Here is a 24,360-nt window from a genome sequence, read left to right on the forward strand (position 1 = left end):
CCGATCCCCGCGTCGATCGCCTCGATCACCGCGTCCTTGGTGAACCTCGGCGGCACGAAGATCACCGATACGTCCGCGCCCGTCGCCTTCATCCCATCGGCCACCGAGCCGAACACCGGCACCTGCGTACCGGAGAAATCCACCGCGGTGCCCGCCTTACGCGGATTCACCCCACCCACGATGTTGGTACCGGCCGCCAGCATCCGCGCGGTGTGCTTGGACCCCTCCGACCCGGTCATACCCTGCACCAGCACCCGGGACTGGTCCGTCAGGAAGATCGCCATCGCTCCAACCGCCCTTACCTGGCCGCAGCCAGCTCAGCGGCCCGCGCGGCCGCGCCGTCCATCGTGTCCACCTGCTGCACCGCCGCATGCGCCCGCTCGGTCAGAATCGACCGGCCCAACTCCGCGTTGTTGCCGTCCAAACGCACCACCAGCGGCTTGTCCACCGACTCACCGCGACTCTCCAGCAACTCCAGGGCCTGCACGATCCCGTTCGCCACCGCATCACACGCCGTGATCCCACCGAACACGTTCACGAACACACTCTTCACCGCAGGATCACCCAGAATGATGTCCAAACCATTGGCCATCACCTCCGCCGACGCACCACCACCAATGTCCAGGAAATTCGCCGGCTTCACCCCGTTGAAGCCCTCGCCCGCGTAGGCGACGACATCGAGGGTGGACATGACGAGCCCGGCGCCGTTCCCGATGACGCCCACTTCGCCGTCGAGCTTGACGTAGTTGAGGCCCTTCTCCTTGGCGCGGGCCTCCAGGGCGTCGCCCGCGGCCGTGTCGGCGAAGCCGGCGTGCTGGGGGTGGCGTTCGGCGGCGTTGTCGTCCAGGGTGACCTTGCCGTCGAGGGCGACGATCTCACCGGAAGCGGTCTTGACCAGTGGGTTCACCTCGACCAGGGTGGCGTCCTCACCGACGAACACCTCCCAGAGCTTGACGAGCACGTCGGCGGAGGCGTCGCGCACGTCCTCGGGGAAGCGGGCGGCGGTCACGATCTCCAGTGCCTTGGCCCGGTCGACTCCGGTCAGCGGGTTCACCGGGATCTTGGCGACCGCGTCGGGGTCGCTCTCGGCCACCTGCTCGATGTCCACTCCGCCCTCGGCGGAGGCGATGCACAGGAAGGTGCGGTTGGCGCGGTCGAGCAGGAAGGAGACGTAGTACTCCTCCGCGATCGCGGTCGCCTCCTCGACCAGCACCGTGTGCACGGTGTGGCCCTTGATGTCCATGCCCAGGATCTGGCGGGCCTTGTCCTCGGCGTCCGCCGGACCGCTCGCGACCTTCACACCACCGGCCTTGCCCCGCCCGCCGGTCTTGACCTGGGCCTTGATGGCCACCCGGCCACCCAGGTGCTCGGCGCTGAGTCGGGCCTGCTGGGGGGTCGCGGCGAGCTGGCGGCGTCCGACCGGGACACCGTGCTCCGCGAAGAGCTGCTTCGCCTGGTGCTCATAGAGGTCCACGGGCGCGTCCTTCCTCATGGGGGACCGATGGCTAGGGGAGTTGACGCTGGCGGTGCGACGCTCCGCGCTGCCCTGTACCCGTACTTGTGTACTCCAGACTGTATTCAGTATGCAATAGCTGATGAGGGCTAGTTTCGAACTGTTTCCGTTCGCCCAGCCCAGTCCGCCGGCGCGGTGCGCGGCCGATTCGATCCATCCGGACGACGGGCCGCGGGCGGCGGCGGCCGGTCGAGTCCGAGCGGCGTCCGGACCGTCACACGGCCGGCCGATCGGTGTCCGGACGGCTCCCCCGCGTAGACCTCCCGCAGGTGGGCGGCCGAGCCGACCCAAACTGTATGCAGTAGACAATTTTTGTCGCGGGTCTCGACATCACATGGTCAAGTGACTAATGTCTCCATACAGTATGCAATACGCCACTCGCAAGGGACGATCCCTATGCAAGCCCAGCCCGCACCCCCGGCCGGCAGCGCGCCGGCCGCCTCCCGGCCACAGGTCCCGGCGCAGTCCGGCCCCGTCTACCCGCCCTACGGCGCACCGCTGCGCGGAGAGGTCCGCGACTGCTACGGCCGCCGCTACGTCGTCGGCCCCCCACCGCGCGAGATCATCGGCCGCGACCGCGTCCAGCTGCTGCGCGGCGCCTGGCTGGCCCTGGTCACCATCGGCTTCCTCCAGTACGCCTACGGAGTCGCCGTCCCCACCCTGCTGAGCGCGCACGGCTGGACGCACGCGCAGGCCTTCGGCGTGCTCGCCCTGTGGGCGGTCTGCCAGGGCGCCGTCGCCTATCCGGCCGCCCGGCTGCGCGCGGCCGGCCGGCTGCTCCCCCGCACGGCCATGCTGCTCGGCGCCGGGCTGTGCGCGGCCGGGCTGCTGCTGTTCGCCTGGACCGACGGCCTCGCCTGGGCGCTGATCGGCTACTCGGTGCTGTGCGGTGTCGGCGCCGGGCTCGTCTACCACACCTGCACCTCGACGGTCGCGCGCTGGTACCCCGAGCGCCCGGCCACCCGCGCCGGCCTGGTCAGCGGCGCCTTCGCCTACGGCGCCATCCCGGTCATCGCCGTCTTCGGCCTGTGGGCCACCCCGGCCGGCCTGGAGATGCTGCTGACGGTGCTGGCCCTCGTCGTCGGCGCGGTGGTGGCCGCCTGCGGGTGGCACTTCGCCGACCCGCCGCGCGACTGGTGGCCCACGGCCATCGACCCGCGCAGCTGGGCCGTTGACAAGCGGCTGAACCGGAGCCGGGCCGCCAACCCGCCCGCGGTGCGGGAGTTCTCTCCCGCCGAGGCGCTGCGCAGCCGCTGCTGGCCGCTGCTGTTCGGCACGCTCGCGCTGGCCGGCGCGGTCTCCCTGTTCAACATCGCCTACCTGGCCGACTTCACCCTGCGGGTGGGCGGCTTCGGGCTGGGCGCCGCCGCGCTTGCCGCGGGCGTGCTGGTCGGCGCGAACGGGGCCAGTCGGGTGGTGGCCAGCAGGCTCTCGGACCGGCTGGGCCGCCGCCGCACCCTCAGCCTCGTGCTGGCCGTCGGCGCCCTGGCCCAGTTCGGCCTGCTCTACGGCGGCTCGACCGGCTCACTCGGCGTGCTGCTCGCCGCCGCGCTGCTGGCCGGCCTGGGCGGCGGCTCGTTCTACCCGCTGTTCTCCTCGCTCGCGCTGGAGTACTACGGCGCCCGGGACGTGGGATCCAACACCGGGGCGATCTACAGTGCGAAGGTGGTCGGCGGCGTCATCGGCATCGGCCTGACGGCCCTGGCCGTCACCGGCGCCGGCCCGCCGGAGCAGGGGTACGCCATCGCGTTCTGCGCGGCGGGGGCCGCGGGTCTGCTCGCGGCCGCGCTGACCCGGCTGCTGCGCCAGCCCGGGCACCCCAGGACGCTTCCGGCGCACCCCCGCTAGCGCGGCCGGCCAGCGGCGGAAATGGATCAGAAACACATCCCGGATCGTGTTCACCCTCTGGACACCGGAAGGGCTGTCCTGTAGCAATGAGAACATACGGTATGCAGTATGCATCAACGCACTGCCAGCCACACGCGCTCGTAGAAGCGGGCGCCAGGTGAGGAGATGACGACGCAGATGGCCGAGCGCGACAACGCCTCCGGAGGCACCATCTCGGGAGGCCACCTTGTGGCCAAAGCCCTCAAAGCCGAGGGTATCGATGTGATTTTCACGCTCTGCGGCGGTCACATCATCGACATCTACGATGGATGTGTCGACGAGGGTATTGACGTCATCGACGTACGGCACGAGCAGGTGGCCGCGCACGCGGCCGACGGCTACGCCCGCATCACCGGCAAGCCCGGGTGCGCGGTGGTAACCGCCGGCCCCGGCACCACCGACGCCGTCACCGGTATCGCCAACGCCTACCGCGCCGAGAGCCCGATGCTGGTGATCGGCGGCCAGGGTGCGCTGAGCCAGCACAAGATGGGCTCGCTGCAGGACCTGCCGCACGTCGACATGATCGCCCCGATCTCCAAGTTCGCGGCCACCGTGCCGCACACCGAGCGCGTCGCCGACCTGGTCTCGATGGCCTTCCGCGAAGCGCACAACGGCGCCCCCGGCCCGGCCTTCCTGGAGATCCCCCGCGACATCCTGGACGCCTCGGTCCCGGTGGAGAAGGCGCGCATCCCCAAGGCCGGCCAGTACCGGGCCTCCACCCGGCAGGCCGGCAACCCCGAGGACATCGAGCGCCTGGCGGACCTGCTGGTCCGCTCGGAGAAGCCGAGCATCCTGCTGGGCAACCAGGTCTGGACCACCCGCGCCACCGACTCCGCCATCGAGCTGGTCCGCGCGCTCAACGTCCCGGCTTACATGAACGGTGCGGGTCGAGGCACCCTGCCCCCGGGCGACCCGCACCACTTCCAGCTCTCCCGGCGCTACGCCTTCAACAACTCCGACCTGATCATCATCGTCGGAACCCCGTTCGACTTCCGGATGGGCTACGGCAAGCGCCTGTCGCCCGACGCCACCGTGGTGCAGATCGACCTGAACTACGCCACCGTCGGCAAGAACCGCGACATCGACCTGGGCATCGTCGGCGACGCCGACCTGATCCTCAGCCAGGTCCTCCAGGCCACCACGGGCCGCAGCGACAACGGCGCCCAGGGCCGCAAGGCATGGCTTGAGGAGCTGCGGGCCGAGGAGGCCAAGGCCTACGAGAAGCGCCTGCCGCTGATGCGCTCCGACGCCCAGCCGATCCACCCGTACCGGCTGGTCAGCGAGATCAACGACTTCCTGACCGAGGACTCCATCTACATCGGCGACGGCGGCGACGTCGTCACCTTCTCCGGCCAGGTCGTGCAGCCCAAGTCCCCCGGCCACTGGATGGACCCGGGCCCGCTGGGCACCCTGGGCGTGGGCATGCCCTTCGTGCTCGCCGCCAAGTACGCCCGCCCGGACAAGGAGGTCGTCGCGCTCTTCGGCGACGGCGCCTTCAGCCTCACCGGCTGGGACTTCGAGACCGCGGTCCGGTTCAACCTGCCGTTCGTCGGCATCGTCGGCAACAACTCGTCGATGAACCAGATCCGCTACGGCCAGATCGCCAAGTACGGCGCCGACCGCGGCAACATCGGCAACACGCTGGGCGATGTCCGCTACTCGGAGTTCGCCAAGATGCTCGGCGGCTACGGCGAGGAGGTCAGGGACCCGGCCGACATCGGCCCCGCGCTGCAGCGCGCCCGCGAGTCCGGCAAGCCGTCGCTGATCAACGTCTGGATCGACCCGGAGGTCTACGCCCCCGGGACCATGAACCAGACCATGTACAAGTAAGCCGCCGGCAACCGGCACCGACTACCTCTCTCCCCTTCCGCCCGCCCCGCCGTCAGGGTCGGCGCACCCTGGCGGCGGGGCGGACCAGAGAAAGAGAACACCCATGACGAAGGCTCTTGAGGGTGTCCGCGTCCTCGACATGACCCACGTGCAGTCGGGTCCGTCCTGCACCCAGATCCTGGCCTGGCTGGGGGCGGACGTGGTCAAGCTGGAGGCGCCGACCGGTGACATCACCCGGCGCCAGCTGCGCGACCTTCCCGACGCCGACAGCCTGTACTTCACGATGCTGAACTCCAACAAGCGCAGCATCACCCTCAACATGAAGAGCGACAAGGGCAAGGAGATCTTCACCCGGCTGGTGGAGTCCTCCGACGTCCTGGTCGAGAACTTCGGCCCCGGCGCCGTCGACCGGATGGGCTTCACCTGGGAGCGGCTGCAGGAGCTGAACCCCAGGCTGATCTACGCCTCCATCAAGGGCTTCGGCCCCGGCAAGTACGCCGACTACAAGGCGTACGAGGTGATCGCCCAGGCGATGGGCGGCTCGATGAGCACCACCGGCTTCGAGGACGGCCCGCCGCTGGCCACCGGCGCGCAGATCGGCGACTCCGGCACCGGCATGCACACCGTGGCCGGCATCCTGGCCGCCCTCTACCAGCGCACCCACTCCGGCCGCGGCCAGCGCGTGCAGGTCGCGATGCAGGACGCCGTGCTGAACCTGACCCGGGTGAAGCTGCGCGACCAGCAGCGGCTCGCGCACGGCCCGCTGGCCGAGTACCCCAACGAGACCTTCGGCGACGAGGTGCCGCGCTCCGGCAACGCCTCCGGCGGCGGCCAGCCCGGCTGGGCGGTGCGCACCGCGCCCGGCGGCCCCAACGACTACGTCTACGTGATCATCCAGCCGGTGGGCTGGGCGCCGATCGCCAAGATCATCGGTAAGCCCGAGCTGGCCACCGACCCCGAGTGGGCCACCCCCGAGGCCCGGCTCAACAAGCTCGACAAGGCCTTCGCGCTGATCGAGGAGTGGTCGCTCCAGCACGGCAAGTGGGACGTGCTGGCGGCCCTGAACGAGCACAACATCCCCTGCGGTCCGATCCTCTCCACCAAGGAGCTGGCCGAGGACCCGACCCTGAACGAGAACAAGGTGGTGGTCTCCGTGGACCACCCCGAACGGGGCACCTACAAGACGGTCGGCTGCCCCATCCGGCTGTCGGACTCGCCCGTCGACGTGGAGCGCTCTCCACTGCTCGGCGAGCACAACGACGCCGTATACGGCCGCGAACTCGGACTCTCGGCGAATGAGCTCGCCGAGTTGAAGTCGAACGGAGTGATCTGAGGTATGTCCTACGACAAGGACGCGGTACGGGCCGTACTCGACAAGGCCCGCGCCGAGGGCCGGTCATCGCTGACGGCCCCCGAGGGCAAGGCCGTCACCGACGCCTACGGGATCGCCACGCCCAAGGAGGCGGTGGCGACCTCGGCCGACGACGCGGTGGCCAAGGCCGTCGAGATCGGCTTCCCGGTGGTGCTGAAGATCGTCTCGCCGGAGATCCTGCACAAGACCGAGGCCGGCGGCGTGCTGGTCGGCGTGGACTCCCCCGAGGCCGTCGCCTCGGGCTACGAGCGCATCGTGGCCAACGCCCGCGCCTACAACGCCTCGGCGACGATTACCGGCGTGCAGGTGCAGCAGCAGGTGGGCGCCGGCCAGGAGGTCATCATCGGTGCCACCACCGACGACACCTTCGGCAAGATCGTGGTCTTCGGCCTCGGCGGCGTGCTGGTGGAGGTCCTCAAGGACGTCACCTTCCGGCTCGCCCCGGTCTCGCGCGAGGACGCGCTCTCGCAGCTGGACGACATCAAGGCCGCGGCCGTGCTGCACGGCGTGCGCGGCCAGGAGGGCGTCGACCGCGAGAAGCTGGCCGACTTGATCACCCGGATCTCCGACCTCGTGACGGACTTCCCGGAGATCGCCGAGGCCGACCTGAACCCGGTCTTCGCCACCTCCCGCGACGCGGTCGCCGCCGACGTGCGGATCGTGCTGGACTTCGAGGCCCGCCAGGGGCCGAAGAAGTTCAGCAAGGACGAGATCCTCGGCGCGATGAACCGCATCTTCAAGCCGCGCTCGATCGCCATCATCGGCGCCTCGAACGAGACCGGCAAGATCGGCAACTCGGTCATCAAGAACATCGTCAACGGCGGCTACACCGGCGAGATCTACCCGGTGAACCCCAAGTCCGACGAGGTCTTCGGCCGCAAGGCGTACAAGAGCATCAGCGAGGTCCCCGGCGACGTCGACGTCGCCGTCTTCGCCATTCCGGCCAAGTTCGTCGCCGCGGCGGTGGAGGAGGTCGGCAAGAAGGGCGTGGCCGGCGCGATCCTCATCCCGTCGGGCTTCGCCGAGACCGGTGAGGTGGAGCTCCAGCAGCAGGTGCTCGACATCGCGCGCAAGTACGACGTGCGGCTGCTCGGCCCGAACATCTACGGCTACTACTACACGCCGGAGAACCTGTCGGCGACCTTCTGCACGCCCTACGACGTCCGCGGCGGTACCGCGCTGACCTCGCAGAGCGGCGGCATCGGCATGGCCATCCTCGGCTACAGCCGCTCCACCAAGACCGGTGTGTCGGCCATCGTGGGCGTCGGCAACAAGGCCGACATCGACGAGGACGACCTGCTGACCTTCTTCGGGCAGGACGAGAACACCAACGCGATCGCGATGCACCTGGAGGACCTCAAGGACGGACGCGCGTTCGTCGAGGCCGCGAAGGAGATCGTGCCGAAGAAGCCGATCATCGTGCTGAAGGCCGGCCGCACCTCGGCCGGCGCCAAGGCGGCCAGCTCCCACACGGGCGCGCTGGCCGGCAACGACAAGGTGTACGACGACATCCTGCGGCAGGCCGGCGTGGTCCGCGCGCCCGGCCTCAACGAGCTGCTGGAGTTCGGCCGGGCCCTGCCGGTCATGCCGGCGCCGACCGGCGAGAACGTCGTCATCATCACCGGTGCGGGCGGCTCGGGCGTGCTGCTGTCGGACGCCGTGGTCGACAACGGCATGTCGCTGTACGAGATCCCGCCGGACCTGGACAAGGCCTTCCGGGCCTTCATCCCGCCCTTCGGCGCGGCCGGCAACCCGGTGGACATCACCGGTGGCGAGCCGCCGTCGACCTACGAGGCGACGATCCGGCTGGGCCTGGAGGACGAGCGCATCCACGCGCTGATCCTGGGCTACTGGCACACGATCGTTACGCCGCCGATGGTCTTCGCGGAGGTCGTCTCCAAGGTGGTCGAGGAGGCCCGCGCCAAGGGCATCCAGAAGCCGATCGTCGCCTCGCTGTCGGGGGACACCGAGGTGGAGGCGGCCAGCCAGTACCTGTTCGAGCGCGGCATCGTCGCCTACCCGTACACCACGGAGAAGCCGGTGCAGGTCCTGGGCGCCAAGTACAGGTGGGCCCGGGCCGCCGGACTGTTGTAAGCCCGTTGTAACCGAACGGGGCGGCAAGGCTTGATCAGCGGTACTTGTCTCCCGTATACCGAATACAAAGAAGTACGACATGGTCCGGCAGCCGGCGACGCCGCCGCTTGATCCGGCTGCCGGACCCCGTCGGTCGCGCGAGCACCGCCAGCGGACGCGACCGGCCGTCCTCCCCCGGCACGACCACAGATGGAGGAAGCCGCACCACACCCGAGGGGGCCACCTGGGGGCAGCGCCCGCATTCACGCATCCCATTTGGAGGGCCAACCGTGGATTCAACCCCAACCTCATCCGCCGGCGGACAGCCGTCGGGCGAGGTCGCCGAGGAACGATTCTGGAAGGCGGGTCGGCTTGAGCCGATGCCGATCCGGAAGCTCCCCGACGCCCCACCGTCCATCCACCTGCTCGGTCCGACCATCTTCCTGGTCGCCCTGGGCGTCGGTATGGGCGAGTCGTACATGTGGCCGCGGCTCGTGCTGCTGTTCGGGCCCGAGATCCGCTGGCTGTTCCTGATCGGTGTGACCCTCCAGGCGTTCGTCATGCTGGAGATGTCCCGGTACGCCATGGCGACCGGCGAGAGCATCTTCTTCGGCGCCGCGCGGGTCTTCAAGCCACTCATGTGGTTCTTCTTCCTCACCGCGATCCTGGTCTACATCTGGCCGGGCCACCTCAGCGCGGGCGCCTCCGCGTTCGAGCGGGTGACGGGCATACCCTGGCAGGCCACGGCGGTCGCGGGCATGCTCTTGGTGGGTGTGGTCTTCACACTCGCCAAAGTGGTCTACAACCTGCTGGAGACGGTGCTGTCGATCTGTATCGGCCTGCTGGTGGTCGGTACCGCGGTCGTCGCCGCCATGGTCGGCAGCTTCGCCGACCTGACGAGCACCATCACCGGCATGTTCGCCTTCGGCTACGTGCCGGACGAGGCGCTGACCGCCGAGTGGTTCCCGGTGATCGTCGGTGCGCTCGCCTTCGCCGGCCCCTCGGGCATGCAGCAGATGTGGTACACGCTGCACCTGCGCGACAAGGGCGCGGGCATGGGCGCGCACATCCCGCGCATCCGCGGCCTGGTCAACGCCGACGAGCAGGAGAGCATGCCGTCGCGGGGCTTTATGTTCGACACCGAAGACCCCGAGGAGATGAAGAAGTGGAAGGGCTGGCGCCGCTGGGTCACCTACGACGCCCTCGTGATGTTCTGGGGCATCACGATGCTGGTGACCATCTCCTTCACGGTGCTGGCGCAGGCGTCCGTCCGGTACGACCCGGGCGTCGCCGACCTGCTGCGGGCCGGTGACCGCGACGCGGCGCTGGACGCCATGGCGGGCTCCTTCGCCGCGGCGGGCAGCCCGATCCTGGGCACCGTCTTCTTCTGCTTCATCGCGCTGATCGGTCTGAACGCCACCCTGGGCCTGTTCGACTCCTTCTCCCGGGGCCAGGCGGACATGACCTTCTTCTTCGTGCCCGGCGCGAAGCGGTTCAGCATCTCGCAGCTCTACGCGTTCTTCCTGTGGGGTCTGATCCTCTTCGGCATCCTGGTGCTGCTGTTCGGTCCGGCCGACGGCCCGGCGGCGATCCTGGACACCCTGGCCTTCCTGTCGTCCTTCGCCATGGGTGCCTACTGCGTTACCTTGCTGCTGGTGAACAACCTGACGCTGCCGAAGCCGATCCGGCCGAACATCTTCCAGAACGTGGTGCTGGCCCTCGCGGCCGTGTTCTACCTGGGCGCCCTGTTCTACAGCCTCTTCGCATTCGGGGTCGTGTTGGACTGATGACTACTCACCAACAGCGTCGGCAGGACGAGCGGCCCGCTCCGCCCGTGTCCCTGCGGGACGCCGTCGAAGTCGGACTGCCGGGCATCGCGATCGGTCTGTTCTGCGGCCTGTTCGCGGGCGTGATCACGCTGCTCGGCCCGCTGACCGCCGGGTACGCGGTGGCCAACGGCCTCGGGCTGGGCATCCCGCTGGCGCTGGCCGGCCTCGGCTACTGCGTGCTGCTGGCACGCGGGGTGTTCAAGGTCGGCACGGTGGCGCCGATGGCGGCCTACTGGGCCGCCGCCTTCCCGCTGGCTCGGCTGCTGCACGAGGCGACCTTGGCGGTGGTGTTCGGCTACGACGAAATGCTGAGCGAGCCGCTGTGGTCGTTCCTGCTGTTCCAGGCGATGCTCAGCATCGGCTTCACGATCGGCTTCCTCTGGTTGCACGAGCGGATCGCCCCGCGCTTCCTGCTGTGGGCGCGGGTGCACAACCCGCTGGCGGGCGACCTCGCCGAACGCTACCTGGCGCATGCCGCGATCCAGGTGCGCCGCAAGGAGGCGCGCGAAGCACAGGACCGGGACGCCGCGCGGCGGGCCCGGGAGCGCAGGGCGGCGAAGAAGCCGTCCGTGCGTTGAGCACCACCCGTCAATAAACCGATACAGCACTGCTCACCGGGGCCGGGCCGATGCCGTCACACCGACGGCACCCGGCCCCGGCGGGCAGGTGCGCCAAGCTGCCGAACCCCAGGAGACAAGTGTGGATGTGCCTTTCTGGGTGTGGGCGACGACGATCGCCACGCTCCTCGCCGTCATCTGCTTCGACTTCTACCTCATCGTCCGCAATCCCCGCGAACCCTCGATGCGAGAGTCGTCGATCTGGGTGTCCATTTACGTGTCCCTGGCGATCGCCTTCGGCATCGGCCTCAGCTTCTTCGCCGGCGGCGACCAGAGCCTCGACTTCTTCACCGGCTGGATCGTCGAGTACTCGCTGAGCGTGGACAACCTGTTCGTCTTCATCCTGATCCTCGGCTCCTTCGCCGTCCCGGCCGAGCACCGCCAGCGCGTGCTGCTGGTCGGCATCGCGCTGGCGCTGATCTTCCGCGGCATCTTCATCGCGGTGGGCGCGGCGGCGGTCAACGCCTTCGCGTGGGTCTTCTTCATCTTCGGCGGCATCCTGCTGTGGACCGCCTGGCAGCTCATCGTCTCCCATGACGACGGGGACGAGGAGTACAAGGAGCCCGCGGTGGTCTCCTACGTGCGCCGGGTGATGCCGACCACCGACCGCTACCACGGCGCCAAGCTGACCGTCCGGCTGGACGGCAAGCGCTTCGCCACCCCGCTGCTGATCGTCATGATCGCGGTGGGCATGACCGACATCCTGTTCGCGCTGGACTCGATCCCGGCGATCTTCGGGATCACCCAGGAGCCCTACCTGGTGTTCACCGCGAACGCCTTCGCGCTGATGGGCCTGCGGCAGCTCTACTTCCTCATCGGCGGCCTGCTCAACAAGCTGGTCTACCTGAGCAAGGGGCTGGCGATCATCCTCGCCTTCATCGGCGTGAAGCTCGTGCTGCACGCCATGCACACCTCGCTGCACTGGCCGGTGCCGGAGATCGACACCCTGACCTCCCTGGGCGTCATCATCGGCGTGCTGACCGTCACGACCGTGCTCAGCCTGATGAAGGCGCGCAGGGACGAGCGGGAGGCGGCCGCCGCCGCACCGGCGGCGGACCGGCCCGGCGACTACCCGGCCGAGGTGGCGGACATGGACTCCGACACCCCGCCGGGCGGCACGTCGAACCGCTTCAGCCGCGACGACGAGGCGGAGCCCAGCGAGCGGCGCTGAGCCGCCCGCCCTCCCCTACTCCCTTACCGGTTCCGGCCCGCCATCGCCCGCGCGCCGGAACCGGTAAGGGTCGCACCACGGGCCCGACACACGACGGCGGCCCCGGGCATCGCGCCCGGGGCCGCCGTCGTCGCTGTGCGGCGCCGTCAGCCGGCGCCCGGGGCCAGCGCCGCCATGATCTCCCCGGCGCGATCGGCGGCCGCCTCCTCCGACACCTTCGGGTGGCCGACGGCGGGGTCCCAGTTGAGGTCGTAGTACAGCTCGGTGACGCCCTGCTCGGCCAGCCAGGCGGCGTCCTCGCGGATCAGTTCGTAGGAGCCCGACAGCCGCAGCCGCCGCCCGTCGGGGCCGGGCACGCCCGCGCCACCCGGCTCGGCGCGCACCACGCCGCGCACCACCACCCGGACCGCGTCGGGGTCGCGGCCCGCGTCGGCGGCGGCCTGCTTGACGATCGCGATGCCCTCGCCGATGCGGTCCAGGTCGGTGGCGCTGCGGCTCATCCACCCGGAGGCCAGCCGCCCGGCCCGGCGCAGCGCGGCGGGCACCGCCCCGCCCAGCAGCACCGGCGGGCCGCCGGGCTGCACCGGCTTGGGCTGCATCGCGGCCGGCGGCACCGTGTAGAACTCGCCCTCGAAGGAGCTGATCTCGTCGTTCCAGAGCGTGTCCAGCACCCGCAGGTACTCCTCCGCGCGGGCGCCGCGCCGCTTCGGCACGGCGCCGGTGGCGGCGAACTCGACCGGCGACCAGCCGATGCCGAGGCCCAGGTCGAGGCGGCCGTTACTGAGCACGTCCAGGGTGGACGCCTGTTTCGCCAGGTAGACGGGTGAGACGAAGGGGAGGTTCACCAGCGCCACCCCCAGCCGGATGCGCTTGGTGATCCCGGCGGCGAAGCCGAGCGCCACCAGGGGGTCCAGCACGCTGCGGTACACCGGGGCGACCTCGTCGCCCTCGGCCACCAGCAGCCGGTGGAAGGTCCACAGCGAGTCGTAGCCAAGTGCTTCGGCCCGAATCGCGAAGTCCGCGAGGCCGCGAGGCGTCGCCCATGCGCCGGCCACCGGCGCTCCGAATCCGATCTTCATGAGGGCAAGCTACCCGTCCCGTGTTGAACGGGCCTGGAACCGTTGATCATTCCGCCCGGACCTCGTGCGGTCCGGGCGAATCGTGCCGGTCGAACCACCGACGGTAGCGGCGCAGCCGCTCCCGGCGCGGTGCCGGGACCGGATGCGTGCGCTGGGCCGTCGCGGGGACGCTCGGCGGCGGCCGCTAGACTCCGGCCGCCTCCACGCCGGCGCCGTCGACCTGCTCGTGGTAGGTGCGGCGGGTGTTCTCGGTGTGGTCGCGCATCACCCGGCGGGCGGCGTCGGCATCGCCCTCGGCGATGGCCTCGATCAGTTTGGCGTGCTCCTCCCAGGAGCGGCGGCCGCGCAGCCGGGCGACGGGGGCGTAGTACCAGCGGACCCTGCGGTCGACCTGGGCGGCCAGCTCGGCCAGCACGGCGTTGTCCGACAGCTGCACGACGTGCATGTGGAAGTCGGCGTTGGCCAGCACGACGGCGTCGACATCGCCGGCCTCGACGGCGGCCACGCCCGCGTCCCACAGCTCGCGGAGCCGGGCCAGGCCCTCCTCGGTGCGGTTCACCGCGGCCAGCCCGGCCGACTCGGTCTCCAGCAGGGCGCGTACCGCGAGGAGCTGGTCGGCCTCCTTCTCGGTGGGGGTGTGCACGAAGGCGCCGTAGCCGGGGCGCAGGTCGACCCAGCCCTCGGTGCTCAGCCGCTGCAGCGCCTCGCGCACCGGCTGGCGGGACACGCCCAGCTGCATCGCCAGCTCGCTCTCCACCAGGTGCTGGCCGGGCTGCAGCTCGCGCATGATGATCAGTTCGAGCAGCGCCTCGTAGACGCCCTCGCGCAGCGGCACCGGCCGCTGGATCCGATTCGAGCCTTTGGCCAGGGGCGAAGATGGCATGGGTGTCAACTCCAGATGATCGCTTCCGCGGTCACCGCGCCGTGTCGGCTGCCGGGCACCGTGCCCACGAGCGGCGGCGTACAGCACCGTACAGAACCAGATCGAGCCGCGCCGCCGGGATTGTTTGTTGTCTACAGTGTACCGGTGCTACCTCGGAAATGACGCGCTCCGAGACCGGATATGTCGATGCGTGACGTGTTCCATGCCGATGGCAGAACCCGGACACGGCGGCATACTGTAGGCCACATGACGCAGACGCAGGCCGCGGCCCCGATCCGGCTCACCCAGTACGCCCACGGCGGCGGGTGCGCGTGCAAGATCCCGCCCGGCGAGTTGGAGTCCGTCGTGTCGGGTCTGGTGGGCCGGCACCCCGCGAAGGCCCCCGGGGAGCTGATCGTGGGCTTGGACGACGGCGACGACGCGGCGGTCGTGCGGGTGGCCGGCGGGCGCGCCCTGGTCGCCACCGCCGACTTCTTCACCCCCGTGGTGGACGATCCCTACACCTGGGGCAGGATCGCCGCCACCAACGCGCTCTCCGACGTCTACGCGGTGGGCGGCGAGCCGGTGATCGCGGTGAACCTGCTCGGCTGGCCGCGCGACGTGCTCTCCTTCGAGCTGGCCGCCGAGGTGCTGCGGGGCGGTCTGGAGGCGGCGCACGCCGCCGACTGCCACGTCGCCGGCGGCCACAGCGTGGACGACCCCGAGCCCAAGTACGGCATGGCCGTCACCGGCATCGCCGACCCCGGCCGGCTGCTGCGCATCGACGCGGCCGCCCCCGGCCTGCCGCTGTCGCTGACCAAGCCCCTGGGCGTGGGCGTGCTCAACAACCGGCACAAGGCGACCGGCGAGGTCTTCGAGGAGGCCGTGGCCGCGATGACGGCCCTCAACCGCGACGCCTCGCGCGCCGCGCTGGCCGCCGGGGTCCGGGCCGCCACCGACGTCACCGGCTTCGGGCTGCTCGGCCACCTCTACAAGATGGCCCGCGCCAGCGGGGTGACCGCCGTGGTCGACTCCGCCGCCGTGCCCTACATCCTCGGCGCCCGCGACGCCGTCCGCGAGGGCTACGTCTCCGGCGGCACCCGCCGCAACCTGGACTGGGTGGCCCCGCACACCGAGTTCGGCGCCGCCTCCGAGACCGACCGGCTGCTGCTGGCCGACGCCCAGACCTCGGGCGGCCTGCTGCTCGCCGGCGAGGTGCCGGGCGCGCCGGTCATCGGCGAACTGGTGCCGGCCGGCGAGTACCCGCTGGTGGTCCGCTAGCCCGGGAGCGGCAGCAGCTCGGCCTCTCCGTCCCCCGGCGTCCAGCCGGGCGGGACGACCGCCAGCGCGTCGGCCAGTGCGGCGCCCCACAGCACGCCGGGTCGGTCGTGGCCGACGGGTACCGCGCGGCCGTCCGCCAACCGCACCGCCACCAGCCGGGTGTCGGCGGGGTGGGCGCGCACCGATTCCGGCAGCGGCGCGGTGCGCCACACCCCGGCGGGCGGGCGCCCGGCCAGGCCGCGCAGCACCGGCACCAGCAGGGTGACGGCGGCGCCCAGGGCGGCGTAGGGATTGCCCGGCAGCCCGATCACCACGGCGTCGCGGCCGCCGCCGCGGGGCAGCCGGCCGAGCAGCTGGGGGTGGCCGGGGCGCACCGCGACGCCGTCGACCGCGATCTCGGCGCCCAGCTCGGCCAGCGCGGCGCGCAGATGGTCGGCGGGTCCGGCCGAGGAGGCGCCGCAGACCACCACCACGTCGGCCGCGCGGCAGGAGGCGACGGCGTCGACCATGGCGGCGTAGGTGTCGGGCACGTAGCGCACCGGCTCGGCCGCTCCCCCGGCCCAGGCGGTGAGGCCGGGCAGCAGCGGCCCGACGGCGTCGCGCACCAGTCCGGGCGCCGGCCGCCCAGAGGTGGCGAGCTCGTCGCCGGTGACCAGCACGGACACCCGGGGGCGGCGCACGGACAGGGCGTCGTGGCCCAGCGCGGCGGCCAGGCCCAGCACGGCGGGGGTCACGGCCGCGCCGGCCGGCAGCACCCGCTCACCCTCGGCGCAGTCCTCGCCGCGCCGCCGGACGTGCCGCCCGGGTTCGGCCTCGCCGCGCACGGTGTCGCCATCGCGGTCGGCGTACTCGTAGGGCAGGACCGCCTCGGTGCCCTGCGGCGCGGGGGCGCCGGTGGCGATCTCCACGCACTCCCCCGCCCGCAGCGGCCCCGGGGCGCCCTCCCCGGCCAGCACGCGGCCGGTGATCCGCCACGGCCCCGCGCCGGCCACGGCGTAGCCGTCCATGGCGGCGGCGTCGTGGCCGGGGAGCCCGGTCAGCGCGTACAGCGGCTCGGCGAGGGTGGCGCCGGCCGCGTCGGCCAGCGGGACCCTGGCGGGGGCGGCCGGCCGTGCGCGCTCGGCCAGCCGGACGGCGGCGGCGCGGGCCTGGGGCCAGGTGGTGCCGGCGTGCCGGTGGCCGGCTCGGCCGCTTCGGGGGTGCCCGGACTCGATCACTTCCACCTGCGCTCCCGGATGGTCGAAAGGTCCCTCGATTGTCCACGACGCCCGCGGGGCCACCCGCGCACCGGACGCTTCCTCCGGAGCACCTGCCCTGATTCCCGCCGCGCTCCGGCGACACGCCCGGCCACGGAGGCGTCGAACAGTCGCTGACCTGCTCTTGTGCATCCCTTCACAATTTACGTGTGACCCAAGTCTCGCCAGGATGGCCTGCGTGTAGCATACTGTACACAGAATTCAGTTCTCGAGGACGGAGTTCACGTGAAGGTCGCTGTTCTTGGCGCTGGTGCCATCGGCGCATACGTGGGCGCAGCCTTGTCGCGCGCCGGAGCCGAGGTCCATCTCATCGCTCGAAAGGCGCACCTGGAGGCGCTCCGCCGCGACGGTGTGCGCGTGCTCAGCCCGCGCGGCGATTTCACCGCGCACCCGCATGCCACCGACGACCCGAACGAGGTGGGCCCGGTCGACTATGTCTTCCTGGGTCTCAAGGCCAACTCCTACGCCTCGTCGGGCCCACTCCTCAACCCGCTGCTGCACGACACCACCGCCGTGATCGCCGCGCAGAACGGCATCCCGTGGTGGTACTTCCACAAGCTGTCCGGGCCCTATGAGAACTACCGGATCCAGACGGTCGACCCCGACGGCGCCGTCACCAAGACCCTCACCATGGAGCGCGCCATCGGCTGCGTCGTCTACGCGGCGACCGAGATCGAGGCGCCCGGCGTGATCCGCCACCTGGAGGGCACCCGCTTCTCGATCGGCGAGCCCGACCAGACCCGGTCGCAGCGCTGCCTGGACTTCAGCGCGGCCATGGTGGCCGGCGGGCTGAAGTGCCCGGTCGAGACCGACCTGCGCAACGACATCTGGGTCAAGCTGATGGGCAACATCGCGTTCAACCCGATCAGCGCGCTGACCCGCTCCACGATGGCCCAGATCTGCCGCAACCGCGACACCCGCGAACTGGTCACCACGATGATGCGCGAGACCGTCGACGTGGCCGAGCGCGTGGGCAGCAGCCCCAGCATCTCCATCGAGCGGCGGCTGGCCGGCGCCGAGCGCACCGGGGACCACAAGACCTCCACCCTCCAGGACCTGGAGAAGGGCAAGCCGCTCGAACTCGACGTCATCCTGGCCGCCGTGGTCGAACTGGCCGACCTCACCGGGGCCGAGGTGCCCACGCTGCGCGCGGTCAACGCGGTGGCGGGCCTGCTCAACGAGCGGGTGCAGGCTGGCGATCTCGTTCCGACGCCCGCATGATTGACTGAGACACAGGCTTTGTATACACCGGCCCCCTGGAGACGACCATGAAGTACACCCGGCTCACCCAGCCGCTCGTCAGGGACAACGGAGAGCTGCGCCCCGCCAGCTGGGACGAGGCTCTGGACCGCGCCGCCGCGGGCTTCCAGCGGAACCTGGACGCCCACGGGCCCGACGCGTACGGGATGTTCTCGTGCTCGCGCGCCACGAACGAGATGAACTTCATGGCCCAGAAGTTCACCCGCGTGGTGATGGGCAGCAACAACGTCGACTCCTGCAACCGAACTTGACACGCTCCCAGCGTCGCCGGTCTGGCGGCAGTGTTCGGTGCCGGTGGTGGCACCTCCTCCTACCAGGAGATCGAAGAGACCGACGTCATCGTGATGTGGGGCTCGAACGCGCGTGAGACGCACCCGATCTTCTTCCACCACCTCCTCAAGGGCGTGCGCAACGGCGCGCGGCTGTTCGTCGTCGACCCCAGGCGCACCAGCTCGGCCAAGTGGGCCGACCGCTGGCTGGGCCTGAACGTCGGCACGGACATCGCGCTCGCCAATGCCGTCGCCCGCGAGATCATCCATGCCGGGCTGTACAACGAGACCTTCGTCCGGCGCGCCACCACGGGCTTCGAGGAGCTCAAGGCCGCCGTCGAACCCTGGACCCTGGAGGTCGCCGCTCAGGAGACCGGGGTTCCGGCCGACTCGATCCGGGAGCTGGCCCACGCCTACGCGCGGGCCGACCGGGCGCAGATCTGCTGGACCCTGGGCATCACCGAGCACCACAACGCCACCGACAACGTCCGGGCGCTGATCAACCTGTCCCTGCTCACGGGCCACGTGGGCCGGTACGGCTCGGGCCTGAACCCGCTGCGCGGCCAGAACAACGTGCAGGGCGGCGGCGACATGGGCGCCATCCCCAACCGGCTGGCGGGCTTCCAGGACATCCTGGACCCCGAGGTGCGGCAGAAGTTCGGCTCGGCGTGGGGCGTGGAGATCCAGCCCCGCTACGGCAAGCACCTCACCCAGATGCTGGAGGCGATGGACGAGGGCACGCTGACCTCGGTCTACTGCATCGGCGAGAACCCGGCGCAGTCCGAGGCCGACGCGGGCCACACCATCAAGCGGCTGAAGGGCCTGGACCACCTGGTGGTGCAGGACATCTTCCTCACCCGTACGGCCGAACTGGCCGACGTGGTGCTGCCCGCCGCGGCGGCGTGGTGCGAGTCGGACGGCACCGTCACCAACAGCGAACGAAGGGTGCAGCGCGTCCGCAAGGCGCTCGACCCGCCGCCCGGAGCCCGGGACGACATCGACATCATCTGCGAGATCGCGCGCCGGATGGGGCACGACTGGAACCACCCGTCGGCCGAGGACATCTGGAACGAGGTCCGCTCGCTGTCGCCGATGCACTACGGGATGACCTACGAGCGGCTGGAGCGCCTGCACGGCATCCAGTGGCCGTGCTTCAGCCTGGACGAGCTGGAGCCGACCTACCTGCACCACCGCCTGTGGGAGGCCGACCCTGACAAGCGCGGCGAACCCGCGCCCTTCAAGGCGGTCGAGCACGCCCTGCCCGTCGACGTCCTGGACGACGACTTCCCGCTGCGGATGACCACCGGCCGGCGGCTGGACTCCTACAACACGGGTGTCCAGTCCAGCGGCTACGACTCCCCGCTGCGCCGGGGCGAGACCCTGGACCTGGGCCCCGAGGACGCCGAGCAGCTGGGCGTCACCGAGGGCGAACTGGTGCGGATCGTCTCCCGGCGGGGGTCGATCATCGCCCCGGTCCGGCTCGACACCGCTCTGCGCCGGGGGCTGGTCTTCATGACCTTCCATTTCCCCGACGAGATCGACGTCAACGCCCTCACCATCGAGGCGACCGACCCCATCGCCGGCACCTCGGAGTACAAGGCGACCGCGGTACGGGTCGAACGCCTGTCCCGCGCCGAGGCCGAGAAGGGACTGATCGCCCAGCGCAAACAGGCCCAGGACCGCGCGGCCCTGGCCCGCTGACCCCCGTCCGGGCGGGCGACCCCTCCCGGCCCGCCCGGACGGGAACCACCATCCAGCGGAGCGGTCCGCCGGCGACGCCGACGGACCGCTCCGGACCGGACGTACCGGGCCGCGCGACGGCCCGTGGCGGACGGCAGGAGTAGTCTGAGCGTTGCGTCAGTGCTTGTGTCTTGCACCACGTCGCACCGAGGCATACCGTAGACGGCATACAGAATCCAGGTAACAGTGGCTCCGTATCGTCTACGCACATCCGCGGGGCATCAGCCCGCTCCACGGGTCGCTTCGACGACCGCGCTGACCGGCGCCCCATCGGAAAGCTGAGGTTGACGTGGATCTACGTTTCCTCGACGCACTGCCGTCGTCGGAGGAACAGGCCGCGGTGGACGCGGTGCTCGGGCCACCCGACTCCGCGTGGGTCGGCGGTGCGCGCACCGAGGACGACCTGCGCCGCGCGCACGGCGGGCACGCCGCGCGGGGGCAGCGGCACCTGCTGCTGCCCGTGCTGCACGCGGTCAACGACCGGGTCGGCTACCTGAGCCAGGCCGCGCTCGACTACGTCTGCCGGCGGCTCACCGTGCCGCCGGCCGAGGCGTACGGCGTGGCCACCTTCTACGCGATGTTCGCGGTGCGCGAGCGGCCGAAGAAGGTGATGCACGTCTGCACCGACATCGCCTGCAAGGCGCTCGGCTCCGACGCGCTGGTCGCGGAGCTGGAGGAGCGCGTCGGCCACCACGGCCCGCGCGGCGCCGACGCCGAGGTGGAGTGGCACCACAGCCCCTGCCTGGGCATGTGCGAGCGCGGCCCGGCCGCGCTCACCCTGGAGGCCGGCGAGCCGCCGACCTACGCCGTCTCCGCCCCTGCCACCTGCGAGGTGCTCGCGCGCCTGGGCGGCCGCGCCGCCCCGGCCGCCGCCCCCGGCGACGCCTCGGCCAACGGGCACCGCGAGGGCGCCGAGGTCGGGCTGGCCCCGGTCGACGGCGCCGCCTTCACCGGCGCGGCCGAGCCCGCTGGTGCGGCCGCCCCGCCGGCCGGGGCACCGGCCGACGCCTCGGCCGAGCCCCCGGCGCGCACCGCCGACCCCTCCGTCGAGCCGGCCGCGGCCTCCCCGCTCACCTTCGGCACCGCCCTGATCCCGGGCGGCGAGCCCGAGCCGCCCGCCGAGGCGGCCGTACCGCAGGCGGGCGACCCCGAGCTGGTGCTGCTGCGCCGGATCGGCACCGTCGACCCCGAGAGCCTGGACGACTACCGCGCCGCGGGCGGCTACAACGCGCTGCGGCAGGCCTTCAAGATCGGGCCGGCCCGCGTCATCCAGGAGGTGCTGGACTCCGGCCTGGTCGGGCGCGGCGGCGCCGCCTTCCCCACCGGCCGCAAGTGGGACGCCACCGCCCGCCAGCCCGACCGGCCCAAGTACCTGATCTGCAATGCCGACGAGAGCGAGCCGGGAACCTTCAAGGACCGCGTGGTCATCGAGGGCGACCCCTTCTCGCTGGTGGAGTCGATGACGATCGCCGGCTACGCGATCGGCGCCACCCACGGCTACGTCTACTTGCGCGGCGAGTACCCCCGGGCGCTCCAGCGGCTGGAGAACGCGCTGGCCGCCGCACGCGAGCGGAACCTCCTGGGCACCGACATCCTCGGCACCGGCTTCGACTTCGACATCGAGGTCCGCCGGGGCGCGGGCGCCTACATCTGCGGCGAGGAGACCGCGATCTTCAACTCCATCGAGGGCGAGCGCGGCGAGCCGCGCAGCAAGCCCCCGTTCCCGGTGGAGAAGGGCCTGTTCGGCAAGCCCACCGTCATCAACAACGTCGAGACGCTGATCAACGTGCTGCCCATCCTGGAGATGGGCGGCCCCGGCTACGCCGCGATCGGCACCGGCCGCTCCACCGGGCCCAAGCTGTTCTGCGTGTCGGGCACGGTACGCCGCCCCGGCATCTACGAACTGCCCTTCGGCGCCACCCTGCGCGAACTGCTGGAGCTGGCCGGCGGCGCCCCCGAGGGGCGCGAGATCCGCGCCGTCCTGCTCGGCGGCGCCGCGGGCGGCTTCGTCCGCGGCGACGAACTCGACATCCCGCTCACCTTCGAGGGCACCCGCGAGGCCGGCACCACGCTCGGCTCGGGCGTGATCCTGGTGCTGGACGACACCGTCGACCTCGGCGGTGTGCTGCTGCGCATCGCGCAGTTCTTCCGGGACGAATCCTGCGGCCAGTGCGTGCCGTGCCGGGTCGGCACGGTGCGCCAGGAGGAGGCGCTGCACCGCATGGTGAACGCCCCCGCCGGGCGCCGCACCGACCTCACCCTGCTGCGGGAGGTGGGCGGCGCCATGCGCGACGCCTCCATCTGCGGCCTCGGCCAGACCGCGTGGAACGCGGTGGAGTCGGCCATCGACCGGCTCGGCGTGTTCCCGCTGGAACCTGCCGGCGGGTCCGGCGGCACCTCTGCTGGAACGGAGCAGCCATGACCATCCAGGACGACACCGTGCGGCGCACCGGCATGAGCGTCCCGCTGGCGCCACCGCGCCGGCTGGTGGAGCTGTCCATCGACGGCGAGACCATCGCGGTGCCCGAGGGCGAGACGATCCTGACCGCGTGCGAGACCGCGGGCAAGGACATCCCGACCCTGTGCTACGGCGACACCCTCACCCCCAAGAACGCCTGCCGCGTGTGCGTGGTGGAGCTGGAGGGCGCCCGCGTGCTCGCCCCGGCCTGCTCGCGCAAGGTCGAGGCGGGCATGGTCGTCAAGACCGACTCCGAGCGGGCCAGGCACAGCCGCAAGCTGGTGCTGGAGCTGCTGGCCTCCTCCGTCGACCTGTCCACCACCCCGCGCGCCGCGGAGTGGCTGGAGTCCTACGGCGCCGAACCGGAGCGCTTCGGCCCGGCGGCCGCGCCCGCCGCCATCGGCGAGCGCGACAAGCTGCACGCGGGCGCGCACGAGCTGCCCAGCGGCGAGGCGGCGGCCACCGTCCACCAGCCGCCGAAGGTCGACAACGAGCTGTACGTACGCGACTACGCCAAGTGCATCCTGTGCTACAAATGCGTTGACGCATGCGGCGAACAGTGGCAGAACACCTTTGCCATCGGGGTCGCAGGCCGTGGATTCGACGCTCGGATCTCCACCGAGCACAACAATCCGCTTCCGGACTCCGCATGCGTGTACTGCGGTAACTGCATCGAGGTGTGTCCGACCGGAGCGCTCTCCTTCAAGAGCGAGTTCGACCGGCGCGCCGAGGGCAGCTGGGACGAGTCGCGGCAGACGCAGACCACCACGATCTGCACCTACTGCGGGGTCGGCTGCAATGTCACCCTGCACGTCCAGGACAACGAGATCGTGAAGGTCACCTCGCCGCACGAGAACCCGGTCACCCACGGCAACCTCTGCATCAAGGGACGCTTCGGCTTCCAGCACGTTCAGAACCGCCGGAGGGACTGAGAGCCTCATGGGCAGGGTCACGGTGCGCACCCCGATGGTGCGCGTGCGCGACGGCGAGCCGTCCGCCAGGGTCGACACCCTGGTGGTCGAGGAGCCGCTGGAGATCAGGCTGAAGGGCAAGCCGCTCACGATCACCATGCGCACGCCCGGACACGACTTCGACCTGGCGGCCGGCTTCCTGGTCAGCGAGGGCGTGGTGCGCCGCGCGGCCGACATCACCGCGATCCGCTACTGCGCGGGTGCCACCGCCGACGGCTCCAACACCTACAACGTGCTCGACGTGTCGCTCGCCGAGGGGGTGGCCATGCCCGAGGCCACCCTGGAGCGCAACTTCTACACCACCTCCTCGTGCGGGCTGTGCGGCAAGGCCAGCCTGGACGCCGTGCGCACCATCGCGCACTGGACGGTGGCCGAGGACCCCGTGCGCTTCACCCCGGAGCAGATCGCGGCCCTGCCCGACAAGCTGCGCGCGGCGCAGAAGGTCTTCGACCGCACCGGCGGGCTGCACGCCGCCGGGCTCTTCGACGCCGACGGCGAGCTGCTGTGCCTGCGCGAGGACGTCGGCCGGCACAACGCCGTCGACAAGCTCGTCGGCTGGGCCGTCCAGCAGGACCGGCTGCCGCTGCGCGGCACCGTGCTGATGCTCTCCGGCCGCGCCTCCTTCGAGCTGACCCAGAAGGCGGTGATGGCGGGCATCCCGGTGATGGCGGCGGTGTCGGCGCCGTCGTCGCTCGCGGTCGACCTCGCCGAGGAGTCCGGCGTCACCCTGATTGGTTTCCTGCGCGGAACCACGATGAACGTCTACGCCGGACGGGACCGGCTCAACCTGGAAGCGGCGTCTCCGACGCCAATGGCGGCGCCAGGCTGAACCACCCGCCCACTCGCGTGGGCGACGGACCGGTCGGCGACCCGCCCCCTGCGCCGACCGGTC

General features: G+C 71.1%; 17 protein-coding genes and 1 pseudogene. 13 read left to right on the forward strand and 5 right to left on the reverse strand.

Annotated elements, in window-relative coordinates; all coding sequences use genetic code 11:
• Positions 1–284 (reverse strand): annotated as a pseudogene (locus CLV72_RS21925) (succinate--CoA ligase subunit alpha); the annotation flags it as partial.
• A gap of 14 nt (positions 285–298) precedes the next feature.
• Positions 299–1,474: an ADP-forming succinate--CoA ligase subunit beta gene (sucC, locus tag CLV72_RS21930; protein WP_106249697.1), complete on the reverse strand. Its 1,176-nt coding sequence runs from the start codon at positions 1,472–1,474 to the stop codon at positions 299–301.
• Between the two features lie 435 nt (positions 1,475–1,909).
• Between sucC and CLV72_RS21935 the strand changes: the two genes are divergently transcribed.
• The 7 genes from CLV72_RS21935 (at position 1,910) to CLV72_RS21965 (ending at position 12,292) form a co-directional block, all read left to right on the forward strand.
• Positions 1,910–3,361, forward strand: coding sequence for an MFS transporter (locus CLV72_RS21935; protein WP_106249699.1), 1,452 nt, complete (start codon positions 1,910–1,912; stop codon positions 3,359–3,361).
• Between the two features lie 165 nt (positions 3,362–3,526).
• Positions 3,527–5,230 carry a thiamine pyrophosphate-binding protein gene (locus CLV72_RS21940; RefSeq protein WP_245930375.1) on the forward strand — a complete coding sequence of 568 codons (1,704 nt, stop codon included), beginning with the start codon at positions 3,527–3,529 and terminating at the stop codon, positions 5,228–5,230.
• Between the two features lie 103 nt (positions 5,231–5,333).
• Entirely contained in the window at positions 5,334–6,563 is a 1,230-nt protein-coding gene (gene frc, locus CLV72_RS21945) for a formyl-CoA transferase (protein ID WP_106249704.1), read from the forward strand.
• A gap of 3 nt (positions 6,564–6,566) precedes the next feature.
• On the forward strand, positions 6,567–8,696 hold the full coding sequence (locus CLV72_RS21950) for an acetate--CoA ligase family protein (RefSeq protein ID WP_106249706.1): 2,130 nt from the start codon (positions 6,567–6,569) through the stop codon (positions 8,694–8,696).
• A gap of 359 nt (positions 8,697–9,055) precedes the next feature.
• Positions 9,056–10,462 (forward strand): Nramp family divalent metal transporter, encoded by a 1,407-nt coding sequence (locus CLV72_RS21955; RefSeq protein ID WP_106249708.1) that lies wholly within the window; start codon positions 9,056–9,058, stop codon positions 10,460–10,462.
• A 47-nt stretch (positions 10,463–10,509) separates the two neighbouring features.
• The gene (locus tag CLV72_RS21960) at positions 10,510–11,082 is read left to right on the forward strand and encodes a hypothetical protein (protein WP_211303031.1); all 573 of its coding nucleotides are present in this window, start codon (positions 10,510–10,512) and stop codon (positions 11,080–11,082) included.
• Positions 11,083–11,203: 121 nt separating this feature from the next.
• On the forward strand, positions 11,204–12,292 hold the full coding sequence (locus tag CLV72_RS21965; RefSeq protein WP_106249710.1) for a TerC family protein: 1,089 nt from the start codon (positions 11,204–11,206) through the stop codon (positions 12,290–12,292).
• 146 nt (positions 12,293–12,438) lie between these two features.
• Here the strand turns inward: CLV72_RS21965 and CLV72_RS21970 are convergent, their stop codons facing one another.
• Both CLV72_RS21970 and CLV72_RS21975 read right to left on the reverse strand, forming a co-directional pair.
• Positions 12,439–13,371, reverse strand: coding sequence for a TIGR03619 family F420-dependent LLM class oxidoreductase (locus CLV72_RS21970; RefSeq protein WP_106249711.1), 933 nt, complete (start codon positions 13,369–13,371; stop codon positions 12,439–12,441).
• A 184-nt stretch (positions 13,372–13,555) separates the two neighbouring features.
• The gene (locus tag CLV72_RS21975) at positions 13,556–14,254 is read right to left on the reverse strand and encodes a GntR family transcriptional regulator (RefSeq protein WP_106249713.1); all 699 of its coding nucleotides are present in this window, start codon (positions 14,252–14,254) and stop codon (positions 13,556–13,558) included.
• Positions 14,255–14,500: 246 nt separating this feature from the next.
• Between CLV72_RS21975 and selD the strand changes: the two genes are divergently transcribed.
• The gene (gene selD, locus CLV72_RS21980; RefSeq protein WP_106249715.1) at positions 14,501–15,514 is read left to right on the forward strand and encodes a selenide, water dikinase SelD; all 1,014 of its coding nucleotides are present in this window, start codon (positions 14,501–14,503) and stop codon (positions 15,512–15,514) included.
• On the opposite strand, the gene CLV72_RS21985 is transcribed toward selD, so the two are convergent.
• Complete coding sequence (locus tag CLV72_RS21985) at positions 15,511–16,728, reverse strand: molybdopterin molybdotransferase MoeA (protein WP_425428109.1); 1,218 nt, start codon at positions 16,726–16,728, stop codon at positions 15,511–15,513. The genes selD and CLV72_RS21985 overlap by 4 nt on opposite strands.
• 267 nt (positions 16,729–16,995) lie before the next feature.
• Between CLV72_RS21985 and CLV72_RS21990 the strand changes: the two genes are divergently transcribed.
• The 5 genes from CLV72_RS21990 (at position 16,996) to fdhD (ending at position 24,297) form a co-directional block, all read left to right on the forward strand.
• On the forward strand, positions 16,996–17,991 hold the full coding sequence (locus CLV72_RS21990; RefSeq protein WP_106249720.1) for a 2-dehydropantoate 2-reductase: 996 nt from the start codon (positions 16,996–16,998) through the stop codon (positions 17,989–17,991).
• 47 nt (positions 17,992–18,038) lie between these two features.
• The gene (locus tag CLV72_RS21995) at positions 18,039–20,000 is read left to right on the forward strand and encodes a molybdopterin oxidoreductase family protein (protein WP_106249723.1); all 1,962 of its coding nucleotides are present in this window, start codon (positions 18,039–18,041) and stop codon (positions 19,998–20,000) included.
• A 328-nt stretch (positions 20,001–20,328) separates the two neighbouring features.
• The gene (locus CLV72_RS22000) at positions 20,329–22,461 is read left to right on the forward strand and encodes an NAD(P)H-dependent oxidoreductase subunit E (protein WP_106249726.1); all 2,133 of its coding nucleotides are present in this window, start codon (positions 20,329–20,331) and stop codon (positions 22,459–22,461) included.
• Positions 22,462–22,493: 32 nt separating this feature from the next.
• Positions 22,494–23,429, forward strand: a complete 936-nt coding sequence (locus tag CLV72_RS22005; RefSeq protein ID WP_106250412.1) for a 2Fe-2S iron-sulfur cluster-binding protein — start codon at positions 22,494–22,496, stop codon at positions 23,427–23,429.
• A gap of 7 nt (positions 23,430–23,436) precedes the next feature.
• Complete coding sequence (gene fdhD, locus CLV72_RS22010) at positions 23,437–24,297, forward strand: formate dehydrogenase accessory sulfurtransferase FdhD (protein WP_106249729.1); 861 nt, start codon at positions 23,437–23,439, stop codon at positions 24,295–24,297.
• The last annotated feature ends 63 nt before the right edge of the window (positions 24,298–24,360 follow it).

Source organism: Allonocardiopsis opalescens, assembly GCF_003002095.1.
GTDB lineage: Bacteria > Actinomycetota > Actinomycetes > Streptosporangiales > Streptosporangiaceae > Allonocardiopsis > Allonocardiopsis opalescens.